The sequence below is a fragment of the Adonisia turfae CCMR0081 genome, from assembly GCF_011009555.1.
GTDB lineage: Bacteria > Cyanobacteriota > Cyanobacteriia > Phormidesmidales > Phormidesmidaceae > Leptothoe > Leptothoe turfae.
The window spans coordinates 2,428,983-2,451,948 of sequence record NZ_QXHD01000004.1 but is presented as its reverse complement, the minus strand read 5'-3'; the positions used below and the strand labels follow the sequence as shown (position 1 = coordinate 2,451,948).

Below are 22,966 nucleotides of genomic sequence, written 5' to 3'. Positions count from 1 at the left end.
GCCTATAGCCAGTTCCCTACCAGGACAAACGGACTCCAGAAGTAGGGAGAGGCTAACTCTGGATCTTGCATCAAGGTTAACTGTGCCTGTCTAAAGGCTTCTGCCTTAGTCACTCCTGGCTGTGCCAACGCCTGGTAAAACTCACCCATAAAGGCAGCGGCGGCTTGATCATTAATGGCCCATAGTCCGGCTAAGGTACTGCGTACCCCAGAACGAATGGCTGTACCAGCAATCCCTAAGACAGCTCGACTATCGCCGGATGCTGTTTTACAAGCACTAAAGACCAATAGCTCTACCGGGGATAGGTCACTACTATTTCGTGCCCGTAGCACATGGCTCATTTCCTCCATGGTGAGTTTTCCTTCCCAAGTCAAGATAAATGTGTCTTCAGCTGTTGCCCCAAATTCTCCATGGGTAGCCAAATGCACCACATTGGCTGGGGCTGTTTTGAGGCTGTTCAGCAAATTAGGCTGAGTTAGGGTCTGATTGAGTAAGACTTGATTATTTGGAATTTGCGCCGTGACGTCCTGGACCTCTTCTGGGACAAAGGGTAGAGCGGGGAAGCCAGAGCGAGCCTCACTGAGTCCACCCACCAACATGTTTAGGCCCTGCTGTGGCAAAGGCTGTGGGTCTAATAGACTTAAGCCTGGAGAAAGAACAACATTATACTTTTCAATCAGATAGTGTTCTCCATCATGGAGAGTTGTCAGTGGTAATGTGCGTAAAACGCCATCTGCCACAAATACAAGGTTTTCAATATTTTGTTGTTCTAAATCGGCTTCTGCTGGACGGATTATCCAATCGTAGACTTGCTGTAGCTGTTGAGTAGTGCTGGTGCGTCTCGCTCGAATAGGCGATGTCAACGATCCGAGCAGTTGTTGAATGGTTGTTTCTACTTCGTGAGAAGAAACGGGCTGACTGTAATGCGTTAGATTACCGCCAACGCTAATAATAACGTCAAGGCGCTCCTCCAACAGAATTGGATAAATAACGGCCGCCGCTGGGTCAATTTCGTCAGCAAAGGTAGACGATCCCTGCACACAGGCGTCTTGGAAATAGTCATTAATTTCAGCGACCTGTAGTGCCTCAATCAGTTCTCTGGCCTTCCTTAGATCGTTTTCTTGGGGAGAATGGCTGGTGTTGTCTGACAATAAGAGTTTGACAAATTCCCGATAAATCGGTTCTACATCATCTCGAAACGTGAATTGAACATCATCGCTGGTGGCGATCAGGTCTTTGCGTAAAATTTCTAGTGCATCAATGGCGGCCCCATAGGCATCGATGGCTTGGGCACGTTTACCTTGAGTTTTGTGCAACCGACCTAGCTGCAGAGCAACAGGATATATCACTTCTGGGAGTTGTAGGGTTTGGGCCTGACGGAATGCTTTTTGTGTCAAAGCTTCGGCTTGTTGCCACTGTTGTTGTTGACGGTAAATCTCTCCCTGATAACCCAGGGTGTAAGCTTCCGCAACCGGATCTTGCAGGATCTGAGACTGTTGAGCAATCTGATCGAGCAGAGACAAGAGATGAGCCGGTACCGGCTCAAGGCTAGAGTTCAAGACGGTGTGAACCAGGTTTAATTGGGCATACATGGCCTCATGGCTAGTGGGCAGCTGAGATTGCTGGATTGTGGGTTTGAGATTGGCCCAAAGATGCTGGGCAGCTGCGGGGTCTTGATTGGCCTGCAATCGAAGCTGGCTAATACTGGCTTGAAAACGACTGAGTGCAGTGGGTGCGATCGCAAATGCCTGTTGATAATAGGCAAGGGCTTGATCAGCCTGGGTAGCATGTCCCAGATTAAGTAAGATCCGACTCGTTAACCCTGGCTGATTGAGTTGTTGGGCGATGGCCAGCGCAGTTTCCAGGGTGGATTTTGCCTGGGATAGTTCGCCACTGATGCGTAGGCTATTGCCCCATGTCAATAGTAGGATTGCTTTTTCAGATGATGGGGGCTCGTTCTCTAACGATGCCCAAATGTCTTGTAGCTGAGCTTGAGCCTGACGGTACAACCCTCTTGATTGCAGTACTTGAACCTGATTCAGCTGAGCCTGCTGGTATCCTGAACGATCGCCAATATGGTCATAGATAGCGGCGGCCTGTTGCCAGTCGGTGATGGCCATTTGTGTATTTCCCTGACCCAGGTTAAGGCTGGCACGGGCATTCAAAACCTGAGCCAGCAGTTGGGGGGTAACCACATCAGGGGTGAGGAGCTGCTGACTGGCCACGATGGCGGCATTTGCCCGCTGCCAATCCCCTAGCTGAGCATGGGCCAGGGAAAGATTGCTGAGGATCGCTGCATAGGTTGAAGGATCATCGTCTGAACTGACCTGGGTCGCCGCCTGTTGCCATTGGTTAATAGCCTGTACATAGTCCGCTCGGTGGTAGGCACGGGCGGCTTGTTGCAGCAGATGATTCACACTATTGGCGGGCTCGACAACATTTTCATGGGGGTTCCCAAACTTCACTTCTTTGGGCTGGGGTGTTTGTGAAATGACGGGTATCTGACGAACGCCTAGGTCAGATAGTAGATAAAAGCTGGTGGCCAGACTGGCGGGTGTTGTGGGTAAACCGCCACGGCCAGTGACAACAAATTGGGCTTGACCCTGTTGATCAATAGCGCAGGCATTGGCAATTTGATTACTGGCGTCGGTCAGATTAGTGGGCAGCTGGGTTAAGCCTCTAGCTGGATCAAGATTGGGGGAATTAATGGAGACTTCACCATCTAAGCCAAACTGGGAAGAGGCGGAAATATCGAGCACCTCTGTACCTAGCAAGGCAATGGTAACAATGTTGATATTACCGCCGTTACCTTGAAACGCTTCAGCCGTAATCCGGTTTTGACCTTCCCGCAGCGCAACAATAAATTGGGCGTTGATGTCGATATTTCCGCCATCTCCCCCGGCAGCCGCTGTACCGGCTGTGGCATTAATTTCACTGCGATCGGCCAGGATCAGGGCATCTTCTGCTTGAATGCTGATGTTGCCGCCGTCGGTACTGGCGGTGGTGGCGCTGATGTCCGATTGATTTCGCAGAGAGAGCAAATCGGCATCAACGGAGATATCGCCTCCTTGTCCTTCGCCCTGACTATTAACGGTAATGCTGCCATTACTCAAGCGAGCGGTGTTAGCCGTTACATTAATGTTACCGCCGCGACCGGTGGATGTGGATGTTGTGTTGGCTGCGATCGCACCCCCATTCAGTCTCAAAGTATCGCTGACATTGACGTCAATCGAGCCCGCATTGCCAATTCCTTCAGTATTTGTCTGAATGGTTGCCCCGTTCGTAATGTTGGCCGTATCGACATTCACCCTGATATCTCCCGCATCCCCCGGACTACTAAAGCCAGACGTCCCCGTATTGGGAAGAGGCAATGTACCAAAGGTGGAGGCAGAGATCTCTACATCATCGGTCAGCGTCAGCTGCTGTGTTTCAATCTCAATATCTCCAGCATCCCCTACGCCCCTAGATTCAACGGCCAATCTTCCGGGACCGGCAATGGTAATCGCTTCTGGCGCAAATACCTGTAAACTTCCCCCCTGTCCCTGTCCAGATGTCGAGGCAGAAATGTTGGCACCAGGTGCTAGAAGAATACTTAACTCAGGATCTAACACAGCAGCCCCCTGTCCAAAGTTTGTATCAAACGGCTGTAGAGTCAATGTACCAGCCGGTGTCTGCCCTTCTGTTTCAGCAAAAACTCCCACTTCACCTGCCAAATCCATGCTAGAGGCATTTAGGGTGATACTGCCGCTGCCCTCAATACCCGTCGCTGTGGCGGTTGCTGTGGCCGTAATCCGAGCATTGTCTGCCAGAGTTAATTGGGGTGCATTGAGCAAAATATTCCCCGCACTGCCCTGGGCATCGGTCACTGCTGACAAAAATGTGTTGTCCCCTGTAACCAAAATCTCTGTATCTGAATTAATCGAAATATCCCCAGCGGCACCTGAACTCACCGTATTGCTAGAAATCTGAGTCTCGTCTTGAATCGTGATCAATCCTGGACTGGTAATGCGTACATCCCCTGCATCGCGGATGCCCTGGGCACTACTGATAATGCTGCTATTACCCAAGGTTAGATCGCCATTGCCAATAATATCGACATCTCCCGATTCTCCAATCCCATCAATTTCAATAATCAGCGGTGGACCAGAACCAATATTCACGGAGACTGTGGCACTGGTGATGAGATCAACATTATCTAACAGCAGATCACCAGTGCCATTCACTAACAAGTTTCCTGCCTGACCTTGGGAAGAAACCGTCAAAATATCTAAACCTGAAATCAAATCCTGAGCCGACAGGATGACCTGGCCCCCACTACCGCTCCCTGCCGCATTTTCAGAAATGGAAAATGAACGTAGGGAGAGCGCCTCACCAGTTAGCACATTGGTGCCTAAAATATTACCTTGTTCTGTAATCAGAGAGATATCTCCCCCATTACCTGATGCTCCTGCTTCTGAGAACGAGAAGGTGGATATCGGAACATTCAGATCGATCTCACCACTGTTGGAGAATATAGACAGATCGCCTCCATCGCCTCCAACTGCATCATCACTGTCGGCAGCATTGAGAGATGCGAACGTACTTATAGAATCAGTAACGGTAATATCTCCAGAGTTGGACGATAGCGTAATACTTCCTCCATCGCCTCCCTGGGTACTTCCGGTTGAAGAAGATGTACTGGCAAACGTCCGCAGAACCTGAGTTGTAATGTCGCCAACATCGTTAGTAATTGAGATATTTCCCCCATCTCCCCCCACAATTGTTGGGGCTGTTTGAGCAGAAGAAGACGTATTTGAACTGGTTTCTAAGCCGGATGTGACAAGGATATCTCCAGTTCTATTTGTAATTGAAATATCACCACCGCGACCTCCCATTAATGTCCCCGTTGATGAGCTTTGTGATGTAGACGTATTAATAGTTTGGAGATTGATAGTACCTGCCTCGCTAGCAATTTCAACCTGCCCTCCAGTACCGGCAATCAAATTCTCCGTATTTCCACTTATGATTGTCGTGGCTTGCAAAGACCTGCTAGAGATATTGCCAGTCACGGTTGAGAGCAGAATGTCTCCCCCTGTCCCTCCAGAAACTACAGCACTCGAAGAACTACTATTACTGGTTGTGGAATTTAAAGATACGCCACCTACATCAATATTGCCGGAGTTTGTGAAAACATTCAGGTTGCCTCCAGAGCCACCTGAAACAGTCTCTCCTGATATATTTGACGTTGACGTAATGCTCCCAAGGGTTACATCACCGGAGAGAGTGGAAACAAAAAAAACACCCCCGCTGCCACCCGTTGCATTATCTCCCCCAGCTATTGTTCTTGCATTAGCATTTGAGATATCGATATTCCCAGAAGTGGTTGTAATGGCAATATCACCACCGTTTCCAGTGACGATATCATCATCAGCAATAGCGCGGGAAATGGTTAATATGGATGGGATTTGGATGTTGCCAGAGGTGGTGGACAGGGTGATATCTCCCCCCTCTCCCGCTGTCAGGTTACCCCCTGTGGAATTGGTATCCGTGGTTAATGTGCCTGTCAAAATATCACCTGAGGTGGTGGACAAGGCAATATTGCCTCCCGATCCTGCGACGATATTGTCACCACTAGAAAATGTTATTACAGAGGTGGTTAAATCACCTGTTAAGAGATTTCCTTGACTTGCGATCGTAATATCTCCCCCATCTCCCCCAACAACATTGGCCGATCCACCTAATGTTCGAGCCTCAGTAATTAAATCACCTGTTGTAACGCCGCTTTGGCTTGCGATCTCAATATCTCCCCCGTCGCCACTGGCAGAGGTATCAATATTGGCTAATGACAACAGCTCACCTTCAATAACAACGGCTCCGCCTTGCCCCCCTGCTCCATTACTGGAGGTGATGATATCATCGCTAGAGATAGTTCCCGTCCCCGTTGAGAGCCTAACGTCCCCTCCCGTTCCTCCAGCACTGTTAGAGGAACTACTCCTGACCCGGGAATCTGATGATAGGGGGCCAATATCAAGGTTACCGGAATCTGAGGCAATGGTAATGTTACCGCCAAAGCCACCTGTAACGTTATCGCCATATACCTGTGATATTGCAGTCATACTGCCAAGGGTCACATCGCCAGAGATAGTTGACACTGAAAGATCGCCCCCGCCTCCACCTGTTATATTATTTCCAGTGGCGAGGAGTCTTGAAACAATATTTGAGATATCAACATTCCCAGAGGTTGTTGTAATGGTAATGTCGCCACGCTCGCCAATATCAATGATATCCCCAGAAGCAAAGTCATTGGAAAAGGTGCCCAGGGATGAGACTTGAATATCTCCAGATGTAGATGACAGGATGATATCTCCACTATCTGCACCGGTTAAGGTGTTGCCAGACATGCCCTGGGCGTATGTGTCTAATCGGTTCGCAGAAATATTACCCAGGGCGGTTGACAGAGTAATATTTCCTCCCCTGCCCTCAACAACATTGTCAGCATTACTAGAAAACGTGGTAGCTCCTGTGGTTAAGTCGCCTGTAAGGATGCTACCCTGAGCTGAAATCTCAATATTTCCACTATCTCCACCAAACACATTGTCAGTACCCCCAAATGTCTGCATAGAGGTATTGCCATTTCCAATGGCAACGTTCCCCTGACCCGCAATCGTAATATTTCCACTATCTCCACCAACTACATCGCCTATCCCGCCAAATGTCTGGGCAACGGTGTTGAAATCATTGATGGAGATATTGCCTTGACTTGCGATCGCAATATCTCCACCGCCGCCACTGGCAGATGTATTAATATTGGTCAATGACAATGCTCCACCGGCATCAATCACCACTGAGCCGCCTTGGCCCTCGGCACCCACTCCAGAAGTTGTAATATCATTGGCTAAAATATCTCCCGTCGATCTAAGCTCTAACGCACCACCGTTACCTTCAGTCAAAATAGCAAACAACAATTGTGTGCCAGCCGCTTCCCCCCAAGGGGCAAAATCTCCAGCTTGAAACAGCTCGCCAGAGTCTCCGCCAACATTATCAACAATATCTAAAATCCAAACCCCGTCGGCTACGTTTCCGGCAAACAGATCTAAGTCTTCGTTGGGCCTAAGGGTGCCAAGAAAGGGTGCCGTTCCATCATTAATGGAACCGGGTGCATCATCATCGAAAAGCGTATCTTGAAAATTATCACCGTTACCCCCCACTCTATCAAAGAGGATCAGTGAGTCATCATCAGGACTTGTTAGCGTTACCGTTAAATCTGCATCAAAGGTGTGGGCAGCAGAAAATCGAACATCCAGATCATCTACAGTGCCGACTCCGTCAGGAACAGTAAAGCTAAACTGGGCAGACCCCGATGTACCTGTCGCTGGAATTGGGCCTCCGGCATCAACATCAACCGTTATCTCTTCAGATAAGGTGGATGTGTCGATGTTGCCGAGCAAAAAATTGGCTCCAGAGATAGTCAAATCTCTACCATTGGTCGCTAAAGTATCTTGTAAATCCAGCATCACCACATCCCCAATGCCATCTCCATTAGCATCGGCAATAAAGGCGATGCGACCTGTTCCATTGGAAAAACGCAGTTGGTTATCCGCTAAATCTTCAACCGTAATGCCATCGGTTGCTTCCAAAATAACATCGGTATCCCCAGACAGACCTTCCAGCTCAGATTCAAAAATCGTGCTGGGACTGACATCATTAATCGCGCTTAGGGGAGCACTCAAGACCTGTCCTGCCAACCCAGAGGCATTCCCTGCAAAGCTATCTGTTCCGTCTGCTGCACTATCGGCTGTACCGTTGGCAATGGTAATCGTAGTGGGGTCTAGCAACAAAATGCCCGTTTGACCAAAGGGTGCGGTTGTATCGACAGCGCCACGAAAGATTAAATGGCCGCCACTGGACACTTCTACAAACCCGCCATTAGAGAACTGTACTGGGTTATTAGCGCCACGAGCCGTAATATCGCCATAAAAACCCGTCACCTGATCGGACCAGATGGCAACCGTACCACCGTTACCAGATTGCAGGGCATTGGCAATAATGCGAGTGTTAGGACCAATAAATGTGCGTTGAGCATTGAGTTCTGGATTCGCACCTTGTAAGAGCCCACCAATTAAAACGGTGCCCCCTCCGTTGCTCTCCGAGACATCAATCAGCGCGCTATCCAGTACCCCTACTGTTTCACCAAATAGCCCTACCGTGCCACCAGGAACCATGAGATCACCTGTGTGGGTAATGTTGCGTCCTTGCAACGTGAGCGTTTGTCCGCTTGGTACTGCCAGACTACCGGCATTGGTAATATCCCCCTGACCCAGCTGAACTCCTGGGGTAACACTTAAGGTCAGCAAAGGCGGCGCTTGAGGATTGGTCGCACTAAATTCGACATCATCACCAAAGGTAAATGCCTCTGCCGTACTAGCTGTAAAGGAGCCAGGAATATCTAGACTGGCACTGGGTCCAAAGATAATGCCGTTAGGATTCAGTAAAAAGAGATTGGCACTGCCCAGAACCCCTAACGTGCCGTCAATACTAGAGGTGTTTTGTCCAGTGATTCGTGAGAAAATGTTACTGATATCCAGTGGATTGGCAAAGTAAACTGCCTGACCAGGGGCAATGTTAAATTCTTGAAAGCTATGGAAAAGATTATCGCTACGGATCGTGCCCCCCTCGATTAAATCCGATGGCAAGCCTCTCACATTAACGTTGGGCTGAATCTGGGTATTTGTAGTGGCATCAGGAATCAGTTGAGCTAATGCTGGCCTTGTTGGTAAGAGACTACAAAAGCTAAGAATTAACAACTGTTTCAATTTTTCTGAGTGTTGCTGATCCTTGATATGGGTTGATTTCTGGGAGCTTGACATGTTGCTATTCTGGTTTTCAGATGCACCTCTAAAGTCAATCATGACCTTTTGTAAGGTGAGCACTGTGCTCAATATTTTCCAACCAAGGAGTTTACTGAAGTTACCCTTTATAGTGCGTGACTTGCCCATCATTGTGAGAATTGGTTCAATGTGATTTTGCCTATGGACACCCTGAGGAATTCGAAACTCGATGATATTGTATCGAAATGTATAAGGTATATAAGGAACCCTTCATAAAAACTCATTCTCTTACATACATCAGAGGTAAAAGCACCTGAAATACAAGGAGATGCGTCAATCCGATCGGGTAAGGAAAAACATAACTAATTCCTCTCCAGGACCCATTGAAGCTTTACTATGGCAGTTGGCTTGACCCGGCCATAATGAAGTCAAGTTTAGAAACGGCTAGGACCAGTGATGAACTTCACAGCTGTCCGGAGAAAATGGTGATCTGAGCAAGCTGGCGTCATGATTGCAGTCACTCATCCCTCTAATTACTTAATAAACCTGAACTTTTACCTGAACTTTTACCTGAATAAACCTCAACTTATCGGTATTTTTTCTGCTCTCACTATTCGGCATATTGGGGATGTGAGTTATCAGAGTTTGTATTTTACTTTAGCAATTTTGGTGAGTAGAGTGCACATCTTTCACCATGGCGTTGTTCTTGAAATCAATGAAAACCTAACGATGGCCAGCCAGGAAACCGAAAAATGCTTAAAGACGATCTAAATACTTTATCTACGAGTTCTACTGTTCAGCTACCCGATGGACAGAGTGATAGTCTCATATTCCCTATTGTTGAAAGTCAGAGGGAAATTAAGGGTGACAAACAATGCTTAAATGAAAGACGATTAGATAATGTGTCTATGGAGCAGTGGATAGCTGTTGCGAATATTCAATCTGGAACATTGCAACCGCGTCAGTATTTTGATGAGTCGGAAATCGATAGCCTGGCCAAGAATTTTAGAGAGAATGGCTTTAAGGGGATACTTAATGTTAGACCGTTAGATACTGAGCGATATGAGCTGATTGCAGGGGAACGTCGTTGGCGAGCTGCTAAAAAAGCAGGGATTAAAAAAGTTCTCTGTTTGGTAAATCAGTTTAGTGATGAAGAGGCGTTACAGTTTTCGCTGATTGAGAACATTAAACGAGTTGATCTCAGCAAATTAGAGGAAACTATGGCCATCTTGCGATTGATCGAGATGCGTTATGGACTCAGTCAAGCTCAAGCCTCTAAAATTATACGAACAGAAGGGCATCCGGATAAACGTTCCCGGTGTGACGTTGCACCAAGCCAAGAATTGCAAAATATTGAAGCAGTGCTGCGGTCCTTTGATATTGAACTACAAACGTTTCGAACCCGAAACTTGCGTAGTCTTTTCCTACCGAATGAACTGATTCAAGCTCACCTGAAAGGACAAATCTCGTGGTCAATTGCTTTAGAGATGCATAAGCTTAAGGATACAACAGTGCGTCAGGCATTGCTGGAGGAGATCTTAAACCGAGAGTCTACATCATTTCGGTGGGTGCAGCAGAGGGTGAAAGCATTAAGAGCAGAAGTATCTGAACCGATTAAACAAGCTTCAGCCTCTCTTGGTCATCAACTAAAAGTTGTCGCTCAACAGATAAATAAGGTTGAACAACAGCTCAATCAAGATCAACGACATCAGCTTGAGACTATTCTACAGACATTAGATGATTTTTTAAAGAATGCTGGTGAATAGTTTTAAGGCGTGCAATAAGGATGTTTAAGATACTTTGATAGATGCCTGATTTGAAGGTCAAATGCTGTCAATGCTATTGATTGTAGTGCTCAATCTCTTGTCAACTTGATGGTTAGTAACTATTTTAAGTTGTCTATTAGTGAAGTAACTTGAGTGATGCAGATTTGTATGCTGAGCATGTATCTCTCTTAGAGCCTTTGTTGAGTAAATTATTATTTGGATATGGAATAGGGCAATGCCATTCATCAGATGCCAAATCTGAGGAGAGACTTAGGGTAAAAAACGTACTTAGGTAGAGACTCTCTTATAAGAGGCTGGCTGTCAAGGAATAGCCAGCCTTTTTCACTGAGGAAAGACTGTATTATGTTCTTGTAATGGTCTGACTCAAATTGCGTCTAGTTTCTTTTTGGACGGTTACCTTTGATGGCTACCTACTAATCAATTGCTAAGTGTGATTTGTGTTAACCCCATAGATTGACACAAATCACACATGTTTATAACACCTGAATAAATCTGAACTTTTATCTGAACAAACCTGAACATTTCAGGATGTTTTCTGCTAGAAGTTTTCGCGATAGTGAGGTCATTGACGTAAGTAAGATAGGTTCAAACAACGTTGCAATGATCTAGCCACGGGACTGCATCAGAAAAGATTACTCACTTATTTTTTAACTGCTTTAGGAGACTAAGTAAATGTCTGACGGAGTTTTTAACCCAGAAGTCAATGGCGTTGTCCTCACCGGAGATGGTGGCAATAACGTCTTGAATGGTACCAATTTAAACGATCAACTGTTTGGTCTGGGTGGTAATGATCGCCTCAAAGGGATGGCCGGGGCCGATTTACTGGAAGGTGGAATTGGTAATGACTGGCTTTCCGGTGGTAGAGGAACCGATAAATTAGAGGGCGGTGTTGGTAATGATGTATTGCTAGGTGGTAAAGGCCACGACTGGCTCTTTGGCGGTGAGGGTGCGGATTCACTTTGGGGGGATGGTGGCAATGACAATCTCAGCGGCGGTGATGGTAATGACTTACTGCTTGGTGGTTCAGGTAACGATCTTCTGGATGGTGGATTAGGTAACGACGTTATCCATCTTGGTAAAGGCTCAGATATTGTTTTGCTAGCTCCTGGCAATGGATTTGACGTACTAACAGACTTTAAGGATGGACAAGATAAAATTCAGTTAGAGGGCGGTCTCACCTTTGAGGATTTGGATATCCGCAAACACGGTAGATTCAGTTCAGAGATTCGCATTGATAAACCAGGCGACCCGAATGATGGTGAGAGATTGGCAAAACTTGTAGGAATTCGTCCTAATAAGTTAACTGAGGATGACTTTATCTTTGATGACGGCGGCTCTAATAGTGCACCAACCATTACCAGTTCTGCGACAGCGAGTGTGGCGGAGAATCAGACCAGTGCGATAGATGTGGAGACATCGGATGATAATGATTCCGAGGGTTCAGGCTTGACCTATAGTCTCACAGGTGGAGCAGACCAATCCTTATTCTCGATTGATGCCAACAGTGGTGTGGTGACCTTTACCAATGCGCCGGACTTTGAAGCGCCTGTTGATGCCAATGGCAACAATGACTATGAGCTTCAGGTTACGGTTACAGATTCCTCTGGTTTGACCGATACGCAAGACCTGGTCATTAGTGTGACGGATGTAGCTGAGAATGCAGCACCGACAATTACGAGTTCAGCCACGGCTAGCGTTGAGGAGGAACAGACGAGTGCAATTGATGTCAATGCGACCGATGATAATGACTCTGAAGGCTCAGGCTTGACCTATAGCCTCACTGGTGGTGCCGATCAAGCCCTGTTCTCCATTGATGCTGATACTGGTGTAGTCACGTTCAATGCAGCACCTGATTTTGAGAATCCTGGAGATGCTGGTGGCAATAATGTCTACGACATTCAGGTCGCCGCAACTGACTCAGGTGGTTTAACGGATGTTCAAGACATTGCTATCACGGTTACCGATGTGGTTGAAAATGTGGATCCTGTTGCCCAGAATCAGTCCTATTCCACCTTTGGTAATACGGTGCTAGAGGTTGCTGGTGCAGATATTCCTGGTAATGAGGTGGCCTCTGTAACCAGTGCAACTAGCCTGCTCACCGGTGCGACAGATGCCAATGGTGATACATTGTCTGTTCTTGAGGAGACGAAGACTACTACGGAGGGTGGAAGCGTTACCATTAATGCCGATGGTAGTTTCTTCTATACTCCTGAGGCAGGCGATGCCAGCGTTGCCGATACCTTCACGTTTACTGTCTTAGATGGCAATGGCGGTAGCAGCACGGCAACGGCGACGATTAATGTGAGTAGCGATCGCATCTGGTATGTTGACGATGATGCAGCAGCTGGCGGCGATGGCACGTCAGGGAACCCGTTCAATAGCCTAGTTCCCATTAACACTGGCGGTAGCAGCGACGGCCTTGATGGTGCTGGCGATACCATCTACGTCCTGGATGGCTCCTATGGTAGCGGCATTACTCTGGAGAATGGTCAGTCCCTATTGGGTCAAACAACCGATTTAGTGGTTGGTGGCACCACTCTGATCTCTGGGGCTAACGCCAATCGACCGACAATCACCGGTGATATTGGTCTGGCGTCGAGTAATACGGTGCAGGGGATTGACGTTGACGGCGATATTACTGGCTCCAATGTCGGTAGCCTGACCCTTGAGGATGTGGTCTTTAGTAACAACGGAAGTAATCTTGCGATTACAAACAACACGGCTGGTGCCACACTCAACATCCTGAATAACACCCTGACTCCAGTCAATCCAACAGGAACAAACCTGACCCGGTTCTTGATTGACAACAATGCTAACAATGCCATTGTTAATATCACCGGCAATACGATTGATCGTGGCACCTCAAGTGGTGCCGATGTGCTGCGGCTTGAAAATAGTGGCGATGGTGTGACGGCGACGATCAGTAACAACGACATTGATGCCGATACTGGCACGCTAGGGGCCGGTTCAGGCATTGAGGTCATAAACTTTGCAGGTGTTCTCGATGTCTTAGTCGACAACAACACCGTTGATGGCACCGGTAACTTCCATATTCTGATTGACTCAGAGAATAACGGTACCATTAATGCCACGGTGACTAACAATAGTGTGCCGTCAGCAATAGCACCGAGTATTGCCAACAATGCTAGTTTGGCGTTGAATGCGGAGGACAATGCCACGTTAAATATCAGTGTGACTGGCAACAACATGCAGAGTGACAATGGCACCACCGGCACTGGTAATCTCCCGTTTGAAGCAGACATCTTCTTCATTGACAGTGGTGCAAATGCCGTCGTAAATGTTGCCCAAGCCCTGGCCGATATTTCCGGATTAAATAATGGTGATTCGGTGGGGCAATTTGGCAATAACGTCAACTTTGGTGTATCTTTTTAGGTCACTCTAAATCAGCTGTATTATCTGACCTGATCAGCATGGGTTAGATAATCTCTGGGCAGCTAACAAGAAACCGTCGCTGGTCTAAACCAGCGACGGTTTCTTACTAAGATTCACGTCGTTGTGCTCACGTACCTCACCTCAAAGGGCGCATGACGTTGCACCTCAATGGATATGGCAAATAGCCTACCGTTTGCTTTCAGCCAAAAAACAGGTTAGCGTTCTGAGGCGCTAACCTGCTGTCATTGCGTGTATTTTTCCAAAGAAAGCTTTAGCCCCGGCTTGGAAAGATACCAGTAAGGGCAATGAGAAAATTGAGGCTTAAGTAGGGTTGTTCATTATCAACCGTACTCGACGAGTCAGAACCGACTGAACTCAGGCTGCTACTTGCCATGTCAACAGGGCTAGTGGCACTGCCATAGATGTTGATATCTGGCTGGGCCAAAATATTGTTGGATGCAGTTGTTGATCCACCAAAAGCGGTTGGTACTTCTACTGCTGCTGCCTGATGGGTATGAGAAGGCATGTTGCTCTCCGTGAGAGTCACTGTGGCAGAGCCTCCATGTTGCCCAATGTTGTAACGATTAAGGCCTGGTCCTTGACCCATGCCAACGGGAGCTCTGCCCTGAAGGTTGGGTAGACCAAGGGTGTTACGGCCATCCCCACCAAAGGTGGTGCCAAGTACGGCAAAGAGGGCCTGGTTTTGACTAATACTCACGGTTGACCCATTACAAAATGCCCAACCCCGAATGGCGTAGGTACCGCCAAAAAGTCTGATCTCGCCAATAAATGGTTCTGCCATGGTAGTGGATCTCCTAATTACGTTTGGGTTGGATAGATACCCGTAAGGGCAATAATAAAGTTAATGACCTGGAAGGACATGAGGTTGTTCACTGAGGAAGCACTCCCTCCACTGCTAGCAATCACTGACGATGACATACTACTAGTGCCTGAAGCATCTTCGGCATAGATAGGATGGGCATCAGGAGCCGTGGCAAGAACTTTACCAGTTGGCACAGTGTCGGTAGCAGAATTGCTGGAAGCCTGCCAAACATGGGTATGGTTGGGGATGTTACTAGCCGTAAGAGTGACTGTTTCTACGCCTGATTTTGTTCCAATAGGACGATTGGTGAGCCCTGGTCCCTCGCCATAATGCATAGGCACTCGCCCCCGGAGATCGGGTAGCCCAAACGTAGTACGGCCATCGCCACCATAAATGGTACCGAGCAGTGAGAACAAGGCGTCATTTTGCTGAGTCGACAATAGTGAACCATCACATAGGGCCCAACCAACAGGGGCAAAATTGCCCCCAAACATGCGAATCTCGCCGATATAGGGTGTTACCATGAATTAATCTCCTTAATTACGTGGAGGGAATGTACCCGTCAGAGCAATACAAAATTCGACCGCAAGGAAGGGCTGCATATTATCGATAGCCTGCCCACCACCGGCAGAACCAACCGTATTTGAATTTAGAGAAACCAGATTTGCGGCATCTGCATAAATGTTTACGTTGGCAGTGTGGGCTAAGACCTGATCGATTGGGGTAGTGCCCGAAGCATCAGCGCTCGTTGCCTGAACCGTGTGGGTGTGGGATGGCATGTCAGATGTTGTCAGGGTGGAACCTTCTTCACCGCTCCGTTGCCCCTGGGGATAACCACTGCCAAAGCCGATGGGCACCCGTCCCCGTAAGCCTGGTAGGGCAAAAGAGGTCCGACCATCGCCACCGTACGTCGTGCCTAATAGGGAGTACAGTGATTGATTTTGATTAATCGCTAAGGTCTCCCCATCGCACTTGGCCCACCCCCTTGGGGGAAAGTTAAAGCCAAACATCTTAATTTCCCCTAAAAAAGGTTCACTCATAACGTGATCTCCTGGTTTAAATTGACATGTTGTTGACATGTGGGCATTAGGCCCTAAGAGAAAAGGAATCAACCTTAAGGTGTCCATTCCATCAGGTTATAAACACCTGCATCTCCTATTTGCCTGAATCCAAGGCGGTGATAAAGGTTTAGAGCACGGTTGTTGGGCTCCACATGAATCCTGACAGGCTGATTTCTAGCCTGTGCTTCCGCCAAGATTGTGTTCAACAAAGCTGTGCCGATGCCACAATCGCGATAGGCGGGCAACAAAGCAATGTCGATAATGCAAATTTCATCAGCGCGTCGATCTAAATATAGTCGGCCTATCGGTGCACTTGATTGCTCAATAACCCAATAATGAGCCTGCTTAAAATTGTTCTGATAAAACGTATGTTGGGCGTTGAACTGAAACTCTAAAAATGCCTGTTTTTGTTCCTCTTGCCAAGGAACAACAGCCAATTCTTCCTCGCGAGTGCTGTTATAAACCTGCCTGAGAAAAGGTTGATCGGCATCGGCGATGGGTCGCAGTGTAAGCTCGTAACGAGCAATCGCCTCTCCTTTTAGCAATGGGTCTGCTGAGACATAAACCATAGGTTATCGATGTTGTTTGTGTGGAATAGGTTTGGCCTGGCAAGGACGTAGGAGCACAAGACTGTGCGCCCCCATAAGAAAGGATCGAAATCAGTTAAAGATCGCTTCGTAACGTATTCCATCTGATGCACCGGCCACAGGTACTAGAAAGATACTCAGATCACCTAGATCTGAATGGTTCATGGAATAAAGCTTTTGAGGTAACACAACATCACTCGGCCCCTTAAACAGAAGGGAAAATGATTCAGAGCGAGCGCTTGAAGACGAACTTAGTTCAACAGCTTCCAACAACTCTAATTGCAAAGAAGTATCAGGCTCAGGACAGACTTGAAACGAACTACCAACTGTGGATGAAAAATCAGATAATGTCAGCGTTTTGAACATCGGAGCTTATTCCTCGTAGTATTGATCTTTTGAACTCCTGCGTGCTACGCAAATTTACCTAGGTAACTATCAAGCTATCGTATTCTAGCTGACAACAAAGCTTAAATTTAAATTTCATTACTCTACTTTACTGATATTTGTACCTTGTTGAATTGAGTTTGTAATAACAAAACAAAACTGAGACTTTCCCCCACTTGGTCGAATAAATTGAGGGATGTAAACACCATGGGAAATAGAGAAAAAGATCGAAAGACAGGGGGTAATTGAATACGATCACTGAGAGAAACGGCAGAGTTTATTAAATTCGTCATAATTGCACTGTCAGAATGGCTGAATACAATTCACTATTTTGGAATTGCATCTAGCATTTTGGGAGAATAATACTTCCATTTACAGAACTGGACAGTGCGAAGTTAATCTCCACCAGATGAGAATTTCTAGAAAAAGAACATCCCTGTAGCCAACTGGCAAGGAATGTCCGAAACTGGCTGAAATCATACCAATCAGCCGGTTTTATTATGGAGTTATATGAGCGCATAGAGCAAATAGTTTTAACATTCCGTCCAGTCTTTAGCCGCGAAGCTAGTTTCGAGTGGTTTGTCCTGCTGCTATGGGGGGTACTCTTGACGACTCAACCGTCTGGGGTCACCAGCTATGTGAATGGGATTGGTCTGAGTGAAGGCTATTATCATCCTTGAAACTCTATCCCCAACCATATTTCCTAAAAGTGAGATTTAAACGAGGTTGATTGCATTGGGGATCTGCAATCAACGCATGCTCATAATTTTCCTGGCAGCCTTTGCCCATAAAGAGCAGACTGCCCGAGGCAAGGGGAATAGCAAAACTTTCGTTAGGGTTGGTAGGCTTGCGGAAGATAAATTCCCGTTCGGCTCCAAGGCTGAGGGATGCGATCGCAGATGTATCTCCATAGGCTGGCAAGTCTCTATGAAAGCCCATACTTTTGCTACCACTTTGGTAATACACACATCGCGCTACCTGAAATCGAACACCTGTCTTCCGCTCAATGCAGTCTCGCACATTTGCCAGGGTCTGAGGCCAAGCTGACCGTTTACCCCATACTTTTGGAAAAGCTTCGAATGAAGTTAGTTCCGCGTCAGCAAATAGGTAAGTGCCTAGTTCAGTGATTTGCTCGCTCCCATCGGCCATTTTGACAGTCTTGTTGGTAACATCAAAGCTAGAGATAATCTCGTCAAAAAGTGACTTCGCTTTGGTTCTGCCTAAAAAATCAGCATCATAAAACGCTTCACAGTCTATGGACAGTAGTTTCATTAGTTTGATATCTGCATAATCTCGCCTCGGTGCAACGTCACACCGAAATTTGACCTATGTCCAGTAGGCCCTATCGTACTAACATTGTGGTTAAGAGATAAGAATTTTATAAATTCCAAAGGTTATGGCTGAAGCAATGAATACTTGCTTACAAAGCTCTTTTTAGTCTAAAGAGCTTGTAGTACGGTTAATTCTTGAGCAATTAGAGTATGCACTGGAGTTTGGCAAATTTTAATCATCGGTAACAGTAAACGTTCGAGTGACTGTTCCTAGCTCGGTTCCTCCTAGATTCTCTTCAGAAAATAGGGTAAACGTAATTGTATGGGTACCCTCATTTAGGAATTCTTCTCCACCAATGGACTTACTGTTTTTCTTGCCAAATAGGCTATAGGGGGGAGCATTTTCAGTTCTTACAATTTGACCATCATTTAGATTAACTTCCATACTGTTCACCTTATCCAACCAAGGGCTATTCTCAGGAAGATTGGCAGCAATCGTAATTTCGCAATCATCAATCTCATCCTCAGATATCTGGGTGTTATTCTCTATTACGGTGAGTACCCGTTGTTTATCTGTCCTGACCAGGGTGACTTCAAGATCAAGGGGTATTTCTGTTTCGCTTAGCTGGACTGAAAGATTTGTGATGTCTGCAATACAGCTGATGGCGTCGTCAACATCAATCTTCAGTCTTTCCGCCGTGGCCTGATTAAGTTCAATATAATCCTGCTCTGATTCCTCATCTGGCATTAGCTGTAACGCACCGGCAAATTCTAGGACATGAAATATACGCTGGCATTCAGTCCGTTGAGTCAGGATTGCGATCGCACTTTGTAAGCTGGCCAGGGTTTCAGCATCAATAACACCGGCTGGCCCCTGAGCTCCGGTTTCACCTTTCTCACCCTGGAGACCCTGAGCCCCCTGAGCCCCGGTTTCACCTTTCTCGCCCTGCTTACCCTGGAGACCCTGGGCTCCGGTTTCACCTTGTTCACCTTGGGGCCCCTGAGCTCCGGTTTCGCCTTTCTCACCTTGTTCACCTTGGGGCCCCTGGGCTCCCGTTTCACCTTTCTCACCTTGTTCACCTTGGGGCCCCTGGGCTCCCGTTTCACCTTTCTCACCCTGCATGCCCTGAGCCCCGGTTTCACCTTTCTCACCCTGGGGACCCTGGGGACCGGTTTCTCCCTGCCCCGTTTGGGATACGCTTAGCACGGCCAGCAGGAATGTTGACTCAGAAGACCCATCGGTAATGGTGATCTGATGAATACCGGTCGAGAGCAGATCCGACGAAAGGCTGGTACCGCTACCTAGCACACCATCGATGCTGGAGGTCCAAATGGGGTCAGTAACCTCGGCGGGAATGGCGGAAAAGACTACAGACTCTCCTGCGGTGACAATCGCACCGTCGATGGGGCTGGTAATGCGGGGGCCGGTAATAAATGAGAAATCATCCAGCACCAGGGTGGCAAAGCTGCTGCCAGGATTCTGGATCACAACAGAGGAAATAGGCGTATCACTAACAAACCCAATAAAGCCCTCAGAATTTGTGGCCGGAAAGTCATAGGTATCCTCGTTAAAGGTAGCCTGGGCTGAGTCACCTACGGACTTGGGAGCTGAGTAGTTTGCCCCCCAGGCTAAAACAGGTTTAGGGAAGTGAATAGTCAGGGATGCCTGGGGGTTACCATCAAGACCCAAGTAAAAGGCGTTGGTGGTGTTAAATGCATGGGAGTTGGTGGCGTCGATGATCACCATACTGCCCGTCGCGCCCGTCGGTCGTATGGTCTCTATTTCTAGAACACCGACGGTATTGGTATCGTTATAAATTAACGGGCGAGGACGCTCGGCATCAAAGGTTTCAATGGTTAATGGGTTGTCTTTTATTTCGGCTTCCCAGGCGGTGCGAGTGGAAAAGGTGGTGGTGGTCATGGTGGTGGAGGGGGGGAATTAACGAGTGATGAGTAACGAGTAACAAGTAGAAAGTAAAAAGTAAAAAGTGGCGAGTAACAAGTAACGAGTAACAATTAACGAGTAACGAGTAACGAGTGACGAGTAACAAGTTAGGGGATGGTTTCTAACTATTTATGTTGGCTAGTAGTTTGTTGGCTTGTTTGTGGTTGGGGTCTTGGTTGAGTATTTGTTTGAGGAGGGTGTTTGCTCGGTGGTTTTGGTTTAGGTGCTGGCTGCATAGGGCTGTGTTGAGCAGGGTGTTAATTTGTGGGCCGTGGAGTTGTAGTGATTGTTCGAAGTAGGTTAGGGCTCGCTGGTAGTCTTGGAGTTGATAGCAGAAGCTGGCTAGGTTAAAGGCAAAGTCGTTGGTTTCGCCGATGGGGAAGTAGCGCTGCCAGACTTGGTCGATGGTGGTTAGGAGGGTGGTTTGTTCCTGGGAGGTAATATGGGGGGCAAGCTGCTGTAGTCGGGGTAGGTAGCGGTTAAATTGATGGCTGTCGTACTGGCTGAGGCGTAGGTAAGCCAGAATGTCGGCCACTGTTGTTTGGTCCAGGGTGTTGCGTACGTGTTTGGTAATGCGGAAAAAGTCGTCGGGGCCAAAGGTTTGGATGTAGTGCTCATAGGCCCACTGGGTGTGGTGGTAGCGCTCTGGATGCTGGCCCATGATTAGGGCGATGACGCAGAGGCTGTGGTGGGATGCCGGCATCAGGGCAATGCCTCCCTGCTGTTGGCAAAGGGTTTGGAATAGGCCGTAGTTGACGCTAAGGGAGAAACAGCCATGGTGGGTGACCAGTCTGGGGGGCCGATTGCCCTGGAGGTGGCTGAGGTCGAGTTTACCTTTGTCAGCGGAGAGTAGCAGCAGTCCTTGCTGGGATAGTGCCTGCAGTCGTTTGAGGCAGAGAAAGCCAATGTTGGGCACTAGCAGGTGGGTGTCGGTGAGGCGATTTTTGTAGTGCCGCAGTAGGGTCTGCAGAGTGGGGTCTAACCGGCTGAGATCGGTGGGTTGGTAGTCGTAGTGGAGTTCGATGTGCTCCAGCAGTTTTGCCTTGGCAAGGGTTTGGGGATTTTGTTGGCAGAATAGGGAGACAAGACAGGTATGGATCTCACCGTTGTTGATGTAGTACAGATCCTGGGGGATGCTGTCAAAAAGATAGTTGGCGATGACCACCAGGGGGCGTTCAAGGGTACCGGGTCTGATGGTTTCGCCGCTATGGTGCAGGGTAAGGTGGTCGTCGTTGTTAATATCAAAGCGAGCGGTATCAAGGATGCCCTGCTGGAAAAAGGGTTGGAACTGAGGATGACGCTCCCAGGCATCAAGGTTGGCCTGGGCAAAGTCGGTGAGGATATAGCGAAAATGGGTAGGGGGAACTTGGTGTTGCTGACAAAGCTGAGTGAGGTGGGTAAGAAACTGAAAGGCAAAGCGCCCGGAGCCTGCACCCAGCTCACATAGATAGAAGGGCTGAGCACTGGTGATGTGCTGGCGTTGATCTTGCCAGTGGGCAAAAACAATTTCTGCGTAGGCGGTAGCAATAGTGGGGTTACTGGTGATGTAGTGGGGCACTTCGCCCTGGGACCATGCGTTTATACCACGCTGGGTGAAGTAGTCGCGCTGCAGGGTCCATAACAGAGACTGGGAAAATGGCTGAGATTGCTCGATGCAGTGGCCTCGGTGGTCGTGGCTGGCAGCGTAGCCGTTTTGGGTACGGTGTCTGGGGTGTCGTTTTCGTTTTTTGCCGATGCAGTGGGCCATGGGAGTGGGAAGTAAAGAGTAAAAAGTAAAGAGTAAAGAGTAAAAAGTTGGATGGGTTGGCGTTGGGAGAAAAGTAAAGAGTAAAAAGTAAGAAGTAACAAGTAATGGGTTGGCGTTGTGGGAAAGTAACAAGTGAAAAATAATCAGTTAGCTGGACTGGGTTTTCTGCATACAAACTTGTTACTCTCTACTTGCTACTTTTTACTTTCCCTCTCACGCCGCTAGTCCAACCCCTCTCCTCCCCACCGACACCACCTGTCCTTCAAAATCACGTTCTATAAAAAGTCGATTAATCTCAGAAAATAGGGCTCTGTCGCTTTTCTGGTTACCTCGATAAAATATGTCTTCTTCATAGGCTGGGTTGTTGGGGAGGACTACTTTTAGGGGGATGGGTTGAAAACCAATTTTGGCGAGGGCTTTGCGGGAGGGGATGTTGTGGCGATAGGTGGTGGCGTAGCAGCAGCGTAGACCTAAGTAACGATGTGCCCAGTTGAGCAGGGTGGTGACGGCCTGGGGGCCGTGGCCCTGGCCTTGGAAGTTTTGGCCGAGCCAGTAGTGGAAAAAGCCGATGTGTTTGAAGTGTTCGAGGCCGACGGAGCCGATCAGGCCCCAGTGGCGGTGGTTGACGGCGAACAGGTGTTTGGTGGTTGTTTGGTTGGTGTGGAGCCATTGTTGCCAGTCTTCGTCTGCGTTGTTGAAGTCGGGCAGGTTGCACAGCTCGGCGATGGTGGGGTCGGCGTATTGCCAGAGAAAGTTGTCTTGGTGGTGGCTTTGGAGGGGGGTGAGGATGAGTGGGTCGGTTTGTAGGGTGTCGATGCCGTTGGGGAGGGTTTTGGTTTGTTTTTGTAGTTGTTGGTAAGCGTCGAGGAGGGTTTGGGGGGGCTGGTCAGTCTGGTGAATGGCTCGTTGTAGGGTTTGTTGGGCTAGGGGGTACAGGCCGAGGTGTTGGTAGGCTTGGCTGAGCAGGTGTAGGTTGTTGAGGCTGTTGCGAGAGGGTTTGTTGTTGTCGGCTCGGTCGAGGCGAGTTTGGTATTCTTGGCAGCAGTGGATTATCAGGGGCCAGTCTTGCAGGTGCTGACAGGCTTTTATTAGCAGGAGGAGGGTGGTGGTGGGGAGGGTGGGGAAAAGGTTGTTGTTGGTGTTGGGGAAGAGTTTTTGGCG

General features: G+C 48.0%; 13 protein-coding genes. 3 read left to right on the top strand and 10 right to left on the bottom strand.

Features of this window, described 5'->3' with window-relative positions:
* Positions 1-2: 2 nt before the first annotated feature.
* Positions 3-8,846, bottom strand: a complete 8,844-nt coding sequence (locus DXZ20_RS14910; RefSeq protein ID WP_163698966.1) for a CHAT domain-containing protein — start codon at positions 8,844-8,846, stop codon at positions 3-5.
* 713 nt (positions 8,847-9,559) lie between these two features.
* Here DXZ20_RS14910 and DXZ20_RS14905 point away from each other — a divergent pair.
* A complete protein-coding gene (locus tag DXZ20_RS14905) occupies positions 9,560-10,573 on the top strand; it encodes a ParB/RepB/Spo0J family partition protein (protein WP_163698964.1) in 1,014 nt (337 codons plus the stop codon).
* A gap of 693 nt (positions 10,574-11,266) precedes the next feature.
* Entirely contained in the window at positions 11,267-13,987 is a 2,721-nt protein-coding gene (locus tag DXZ20_RS14900) for a calcium-binding protein (protein WP_163698962.1), read from the top strand.
* A gap of 271 nt (positions 13,988-14,258) precedes the next feature.
* Here DXZ20_RS14900 and DXZ20_RS14895 read toward each other — a convergent pair whose 3' ends face one another.
* The 5 genes from DXZ20_RS14895 to DXZ20_RS14875 all read right to left on the bottom strand — a co-directional run bounded on the left by DXZ20_RS14895 (position 14,259) and on the right by DXZ20_RS14875 (position 16,824).
* A complete protein-coding gene (locus tag DXZ20_RS14895) occupies positions 14,259-14,789 on the bottom strand; it encodes a phage tail protein (RefSeq protein WP_163666445.1) in 531 nt (176 codons plus the stop codon).
* Between the two features lie 17 nt (positions 14,790-14,806).
* Positions 14,807-15,334 (bottom strand): phage tail protein, encoded by a 528-nt coding sequence (locus tag DXZ20_RS14890; protein ID WP_163666443.1) that lies wholly within the window; start codon positions 15,332-15,334, stop codon positions 14,807-14,809.
* A gap of 12 nt (positions 15,335-15,346) precedes the next feature.
* Complete coding sequence (locus tag DXZ20_RS14885) at positions 15,347-15,850, bottom strand: phage tail protein (protein WP_163666441.1); 504 nt, start codon at positions 15,848-15,850, stop codon at positions 15,347-15,349.
* Between the two features lie 74 nt (positions 15,851-15,924).
* Entirely contained in the window at positions 15,925-16,440 is a 516-nt protein-coding gene (locus tag DXZ20_RS14880) for a GNAT family N-acetyltransferase (RefSeq protein WP_163666439.1), read from the bottom strand.
* A gap of 90 nt (positions 16,441-16,530) precedes the next feature.
* On the bottom strand, positions 16,531-16,824 hold the full coding sequence (locus DXZ20_RS14875; RefSeq protein WP_163666437.1) for a DUF6916 family protein: 294 nt from the start codon (positions 16,822-16,824) through the stop codon (positions 16,531-16,533).
* A gap of 518 nt (positions 16,825-17,342) precedes the next feature.
* Here DXZ20_RS14875 and DXZ20_RS14870 point away from each other — a divergent pair.
* Positions 17,343-17,522 carry a hypothetical protein gene (locus tag DXZ20_RS14870; protein ID WP_163661781.1) on the top strand — a complete coding sequence of 60 codons (180 nt, stop codon included), beginning with the start codon at positions 17,343-17,345 and terminating at the stop codon, positions 17,520-17,522.
* A 4-nt stretch (positions 17,523-17,526) separates the two neighbouring features.
* Here DXZ20_RS14870 and DXZ20_RS14865 read toward each other — a convergent pair whose 3' ends face one another.
* From DXZ20_RS14865 to DXZ20_RS14850, 4 genes are all read right to left on the bottom strand, one after another.
* Positions 17,527-18,114 (bottom strand): alpha-ketoglutarate-dependent dioxygenase AlkB, encoded by a 588-nt coding sequence (locus tag DXZ20_RS14865; RefSeq protein ID WP_163666434.1) that lies wholly within the window; start codon positions 18,112-18,114, stop codon positions 17,527-17,529.
* Positions 18,115-18,345: 231 nt separating this feature from the next.
* Complete coding sequence (locus DXZ20_RS14860) at positions 18,346-20,034, bottom strand: collagen-like protein (protein ID WP_250565763.1); 1,689 nt, start codon at positions 20,032-20,034, stop codon at positions 18,346-18,348.
* A gap of 145 nt (positions 20,035-20,179) precedes the next feature.
* The gene (locus DXZ20_RS14855; protein WP_163698961.1) at positions 20,180-21,805 is read right to left on the bottom strand and encodes an SAM-dependent methyltransferase; all 1,626 of its coding nucleotides are present in this window, start codon (positions 21,803-21,805) and stop codon (positions 20,180-20,182) included.
* Between the two features lie 213 nt (positions 21,806-22,018).
* The coding region (locus DXZ20_RS14850; protein ID WP_250565762.1) for a GNAT family N-acetyltransferase at positions 22,019-22,966 on the bottom strand (948 nt) is incomplete at its 5' end.

Excerpts from the sequence above, each read along its gene's own strand:
- DXZ20_RS14910 (WP_163698966.1), bottom strand. The coding sequence starts at position 8,846 with ATGTCAAGCTCCCAGAAATCAACCCATATCAAGGATCAGCAACACTCA.
- DXZ20_RS14905 (WP_163698964.1), top strand. The coding sequence starts at position 9,560 with ATGCTTAAAGACGATCTAAATACTTTATCTACGAGTTCTACTGTTCAG.
- DXZ20_RS14900 (WP_163698962.1), top strand. The coding sequence starts at position 11,267 with ATGTCTGACGGAGTTTTTAACCCAGAAGTCAATGGCGTTGTCCTCACC.
- DXZ20_RS14895 (WP_163666445.1), bottom strand. The coding sequence starts at position 14,789 with ATGGCAGAACCATTTATTGGCGAGATCAGACTTTTTGGCGGTACCTAC.
- DXZ20_RS14890 (WP_163666443.1), bottom strand. The coding sequence starts at position 15,334 with ATGGTAACACCCTATATCGGCGAGATTCGCATGTTTGGGGGCAATTTT.
- DXZ20_RS14885 (WP_163666441.1), bottom strand. The coding sequence starts at position 15,850 with ATGAGTGAACCTTTTTTAGGGGAAATTAAGATGTTTGGCTTTAACTTT.
- DXZ20_RS14880 (WP_163666439.1), bottom strand. The coding sequence starts at position 16,440 with ATGGTTTATGTCTCAGCAGACCCATTGCTAAAAGGAGAGGCGATTGCT.
- DXZ20_RS14875 (WP_163666437.1), bottom strand. The coding sequence starts at position 16,824 with ATGTTCAAAACGCTGACATTATCTGATTTTTCATCCACAGTTGGTAGT.
- DXZ20_RS14870 (WP_163661781.1), top strand. The coding sequence starts at position 17,343 with ATGGAGTTATATGAGCGCATAGAGCAAATAGTTTTAACATTCCGTCCA.
- DXZ20_RS14865 (WP_163666434.1), bottom strand. The coding sequence starts at position 18,114 with ATGAAACTACTGTCCATAGACTGTGAAGCGTTTTATGATGCTGATTTT.
- DXZ20_RS14860 (WP_250565763.1), bottom strand. The coding sequence starts at position 20,034 with ATGACCACCACCACCTTTTCCACTCGCACCGCCTGGGAAGCCGAAATA.
- DXZ20_RS14855 (WP_163698961.1), bottom strand. The coding sequence starts at position 21,805 with ATGGCCCACTGCATCGGCAAAAAACGAAAACGACACCCCAGACACCGT.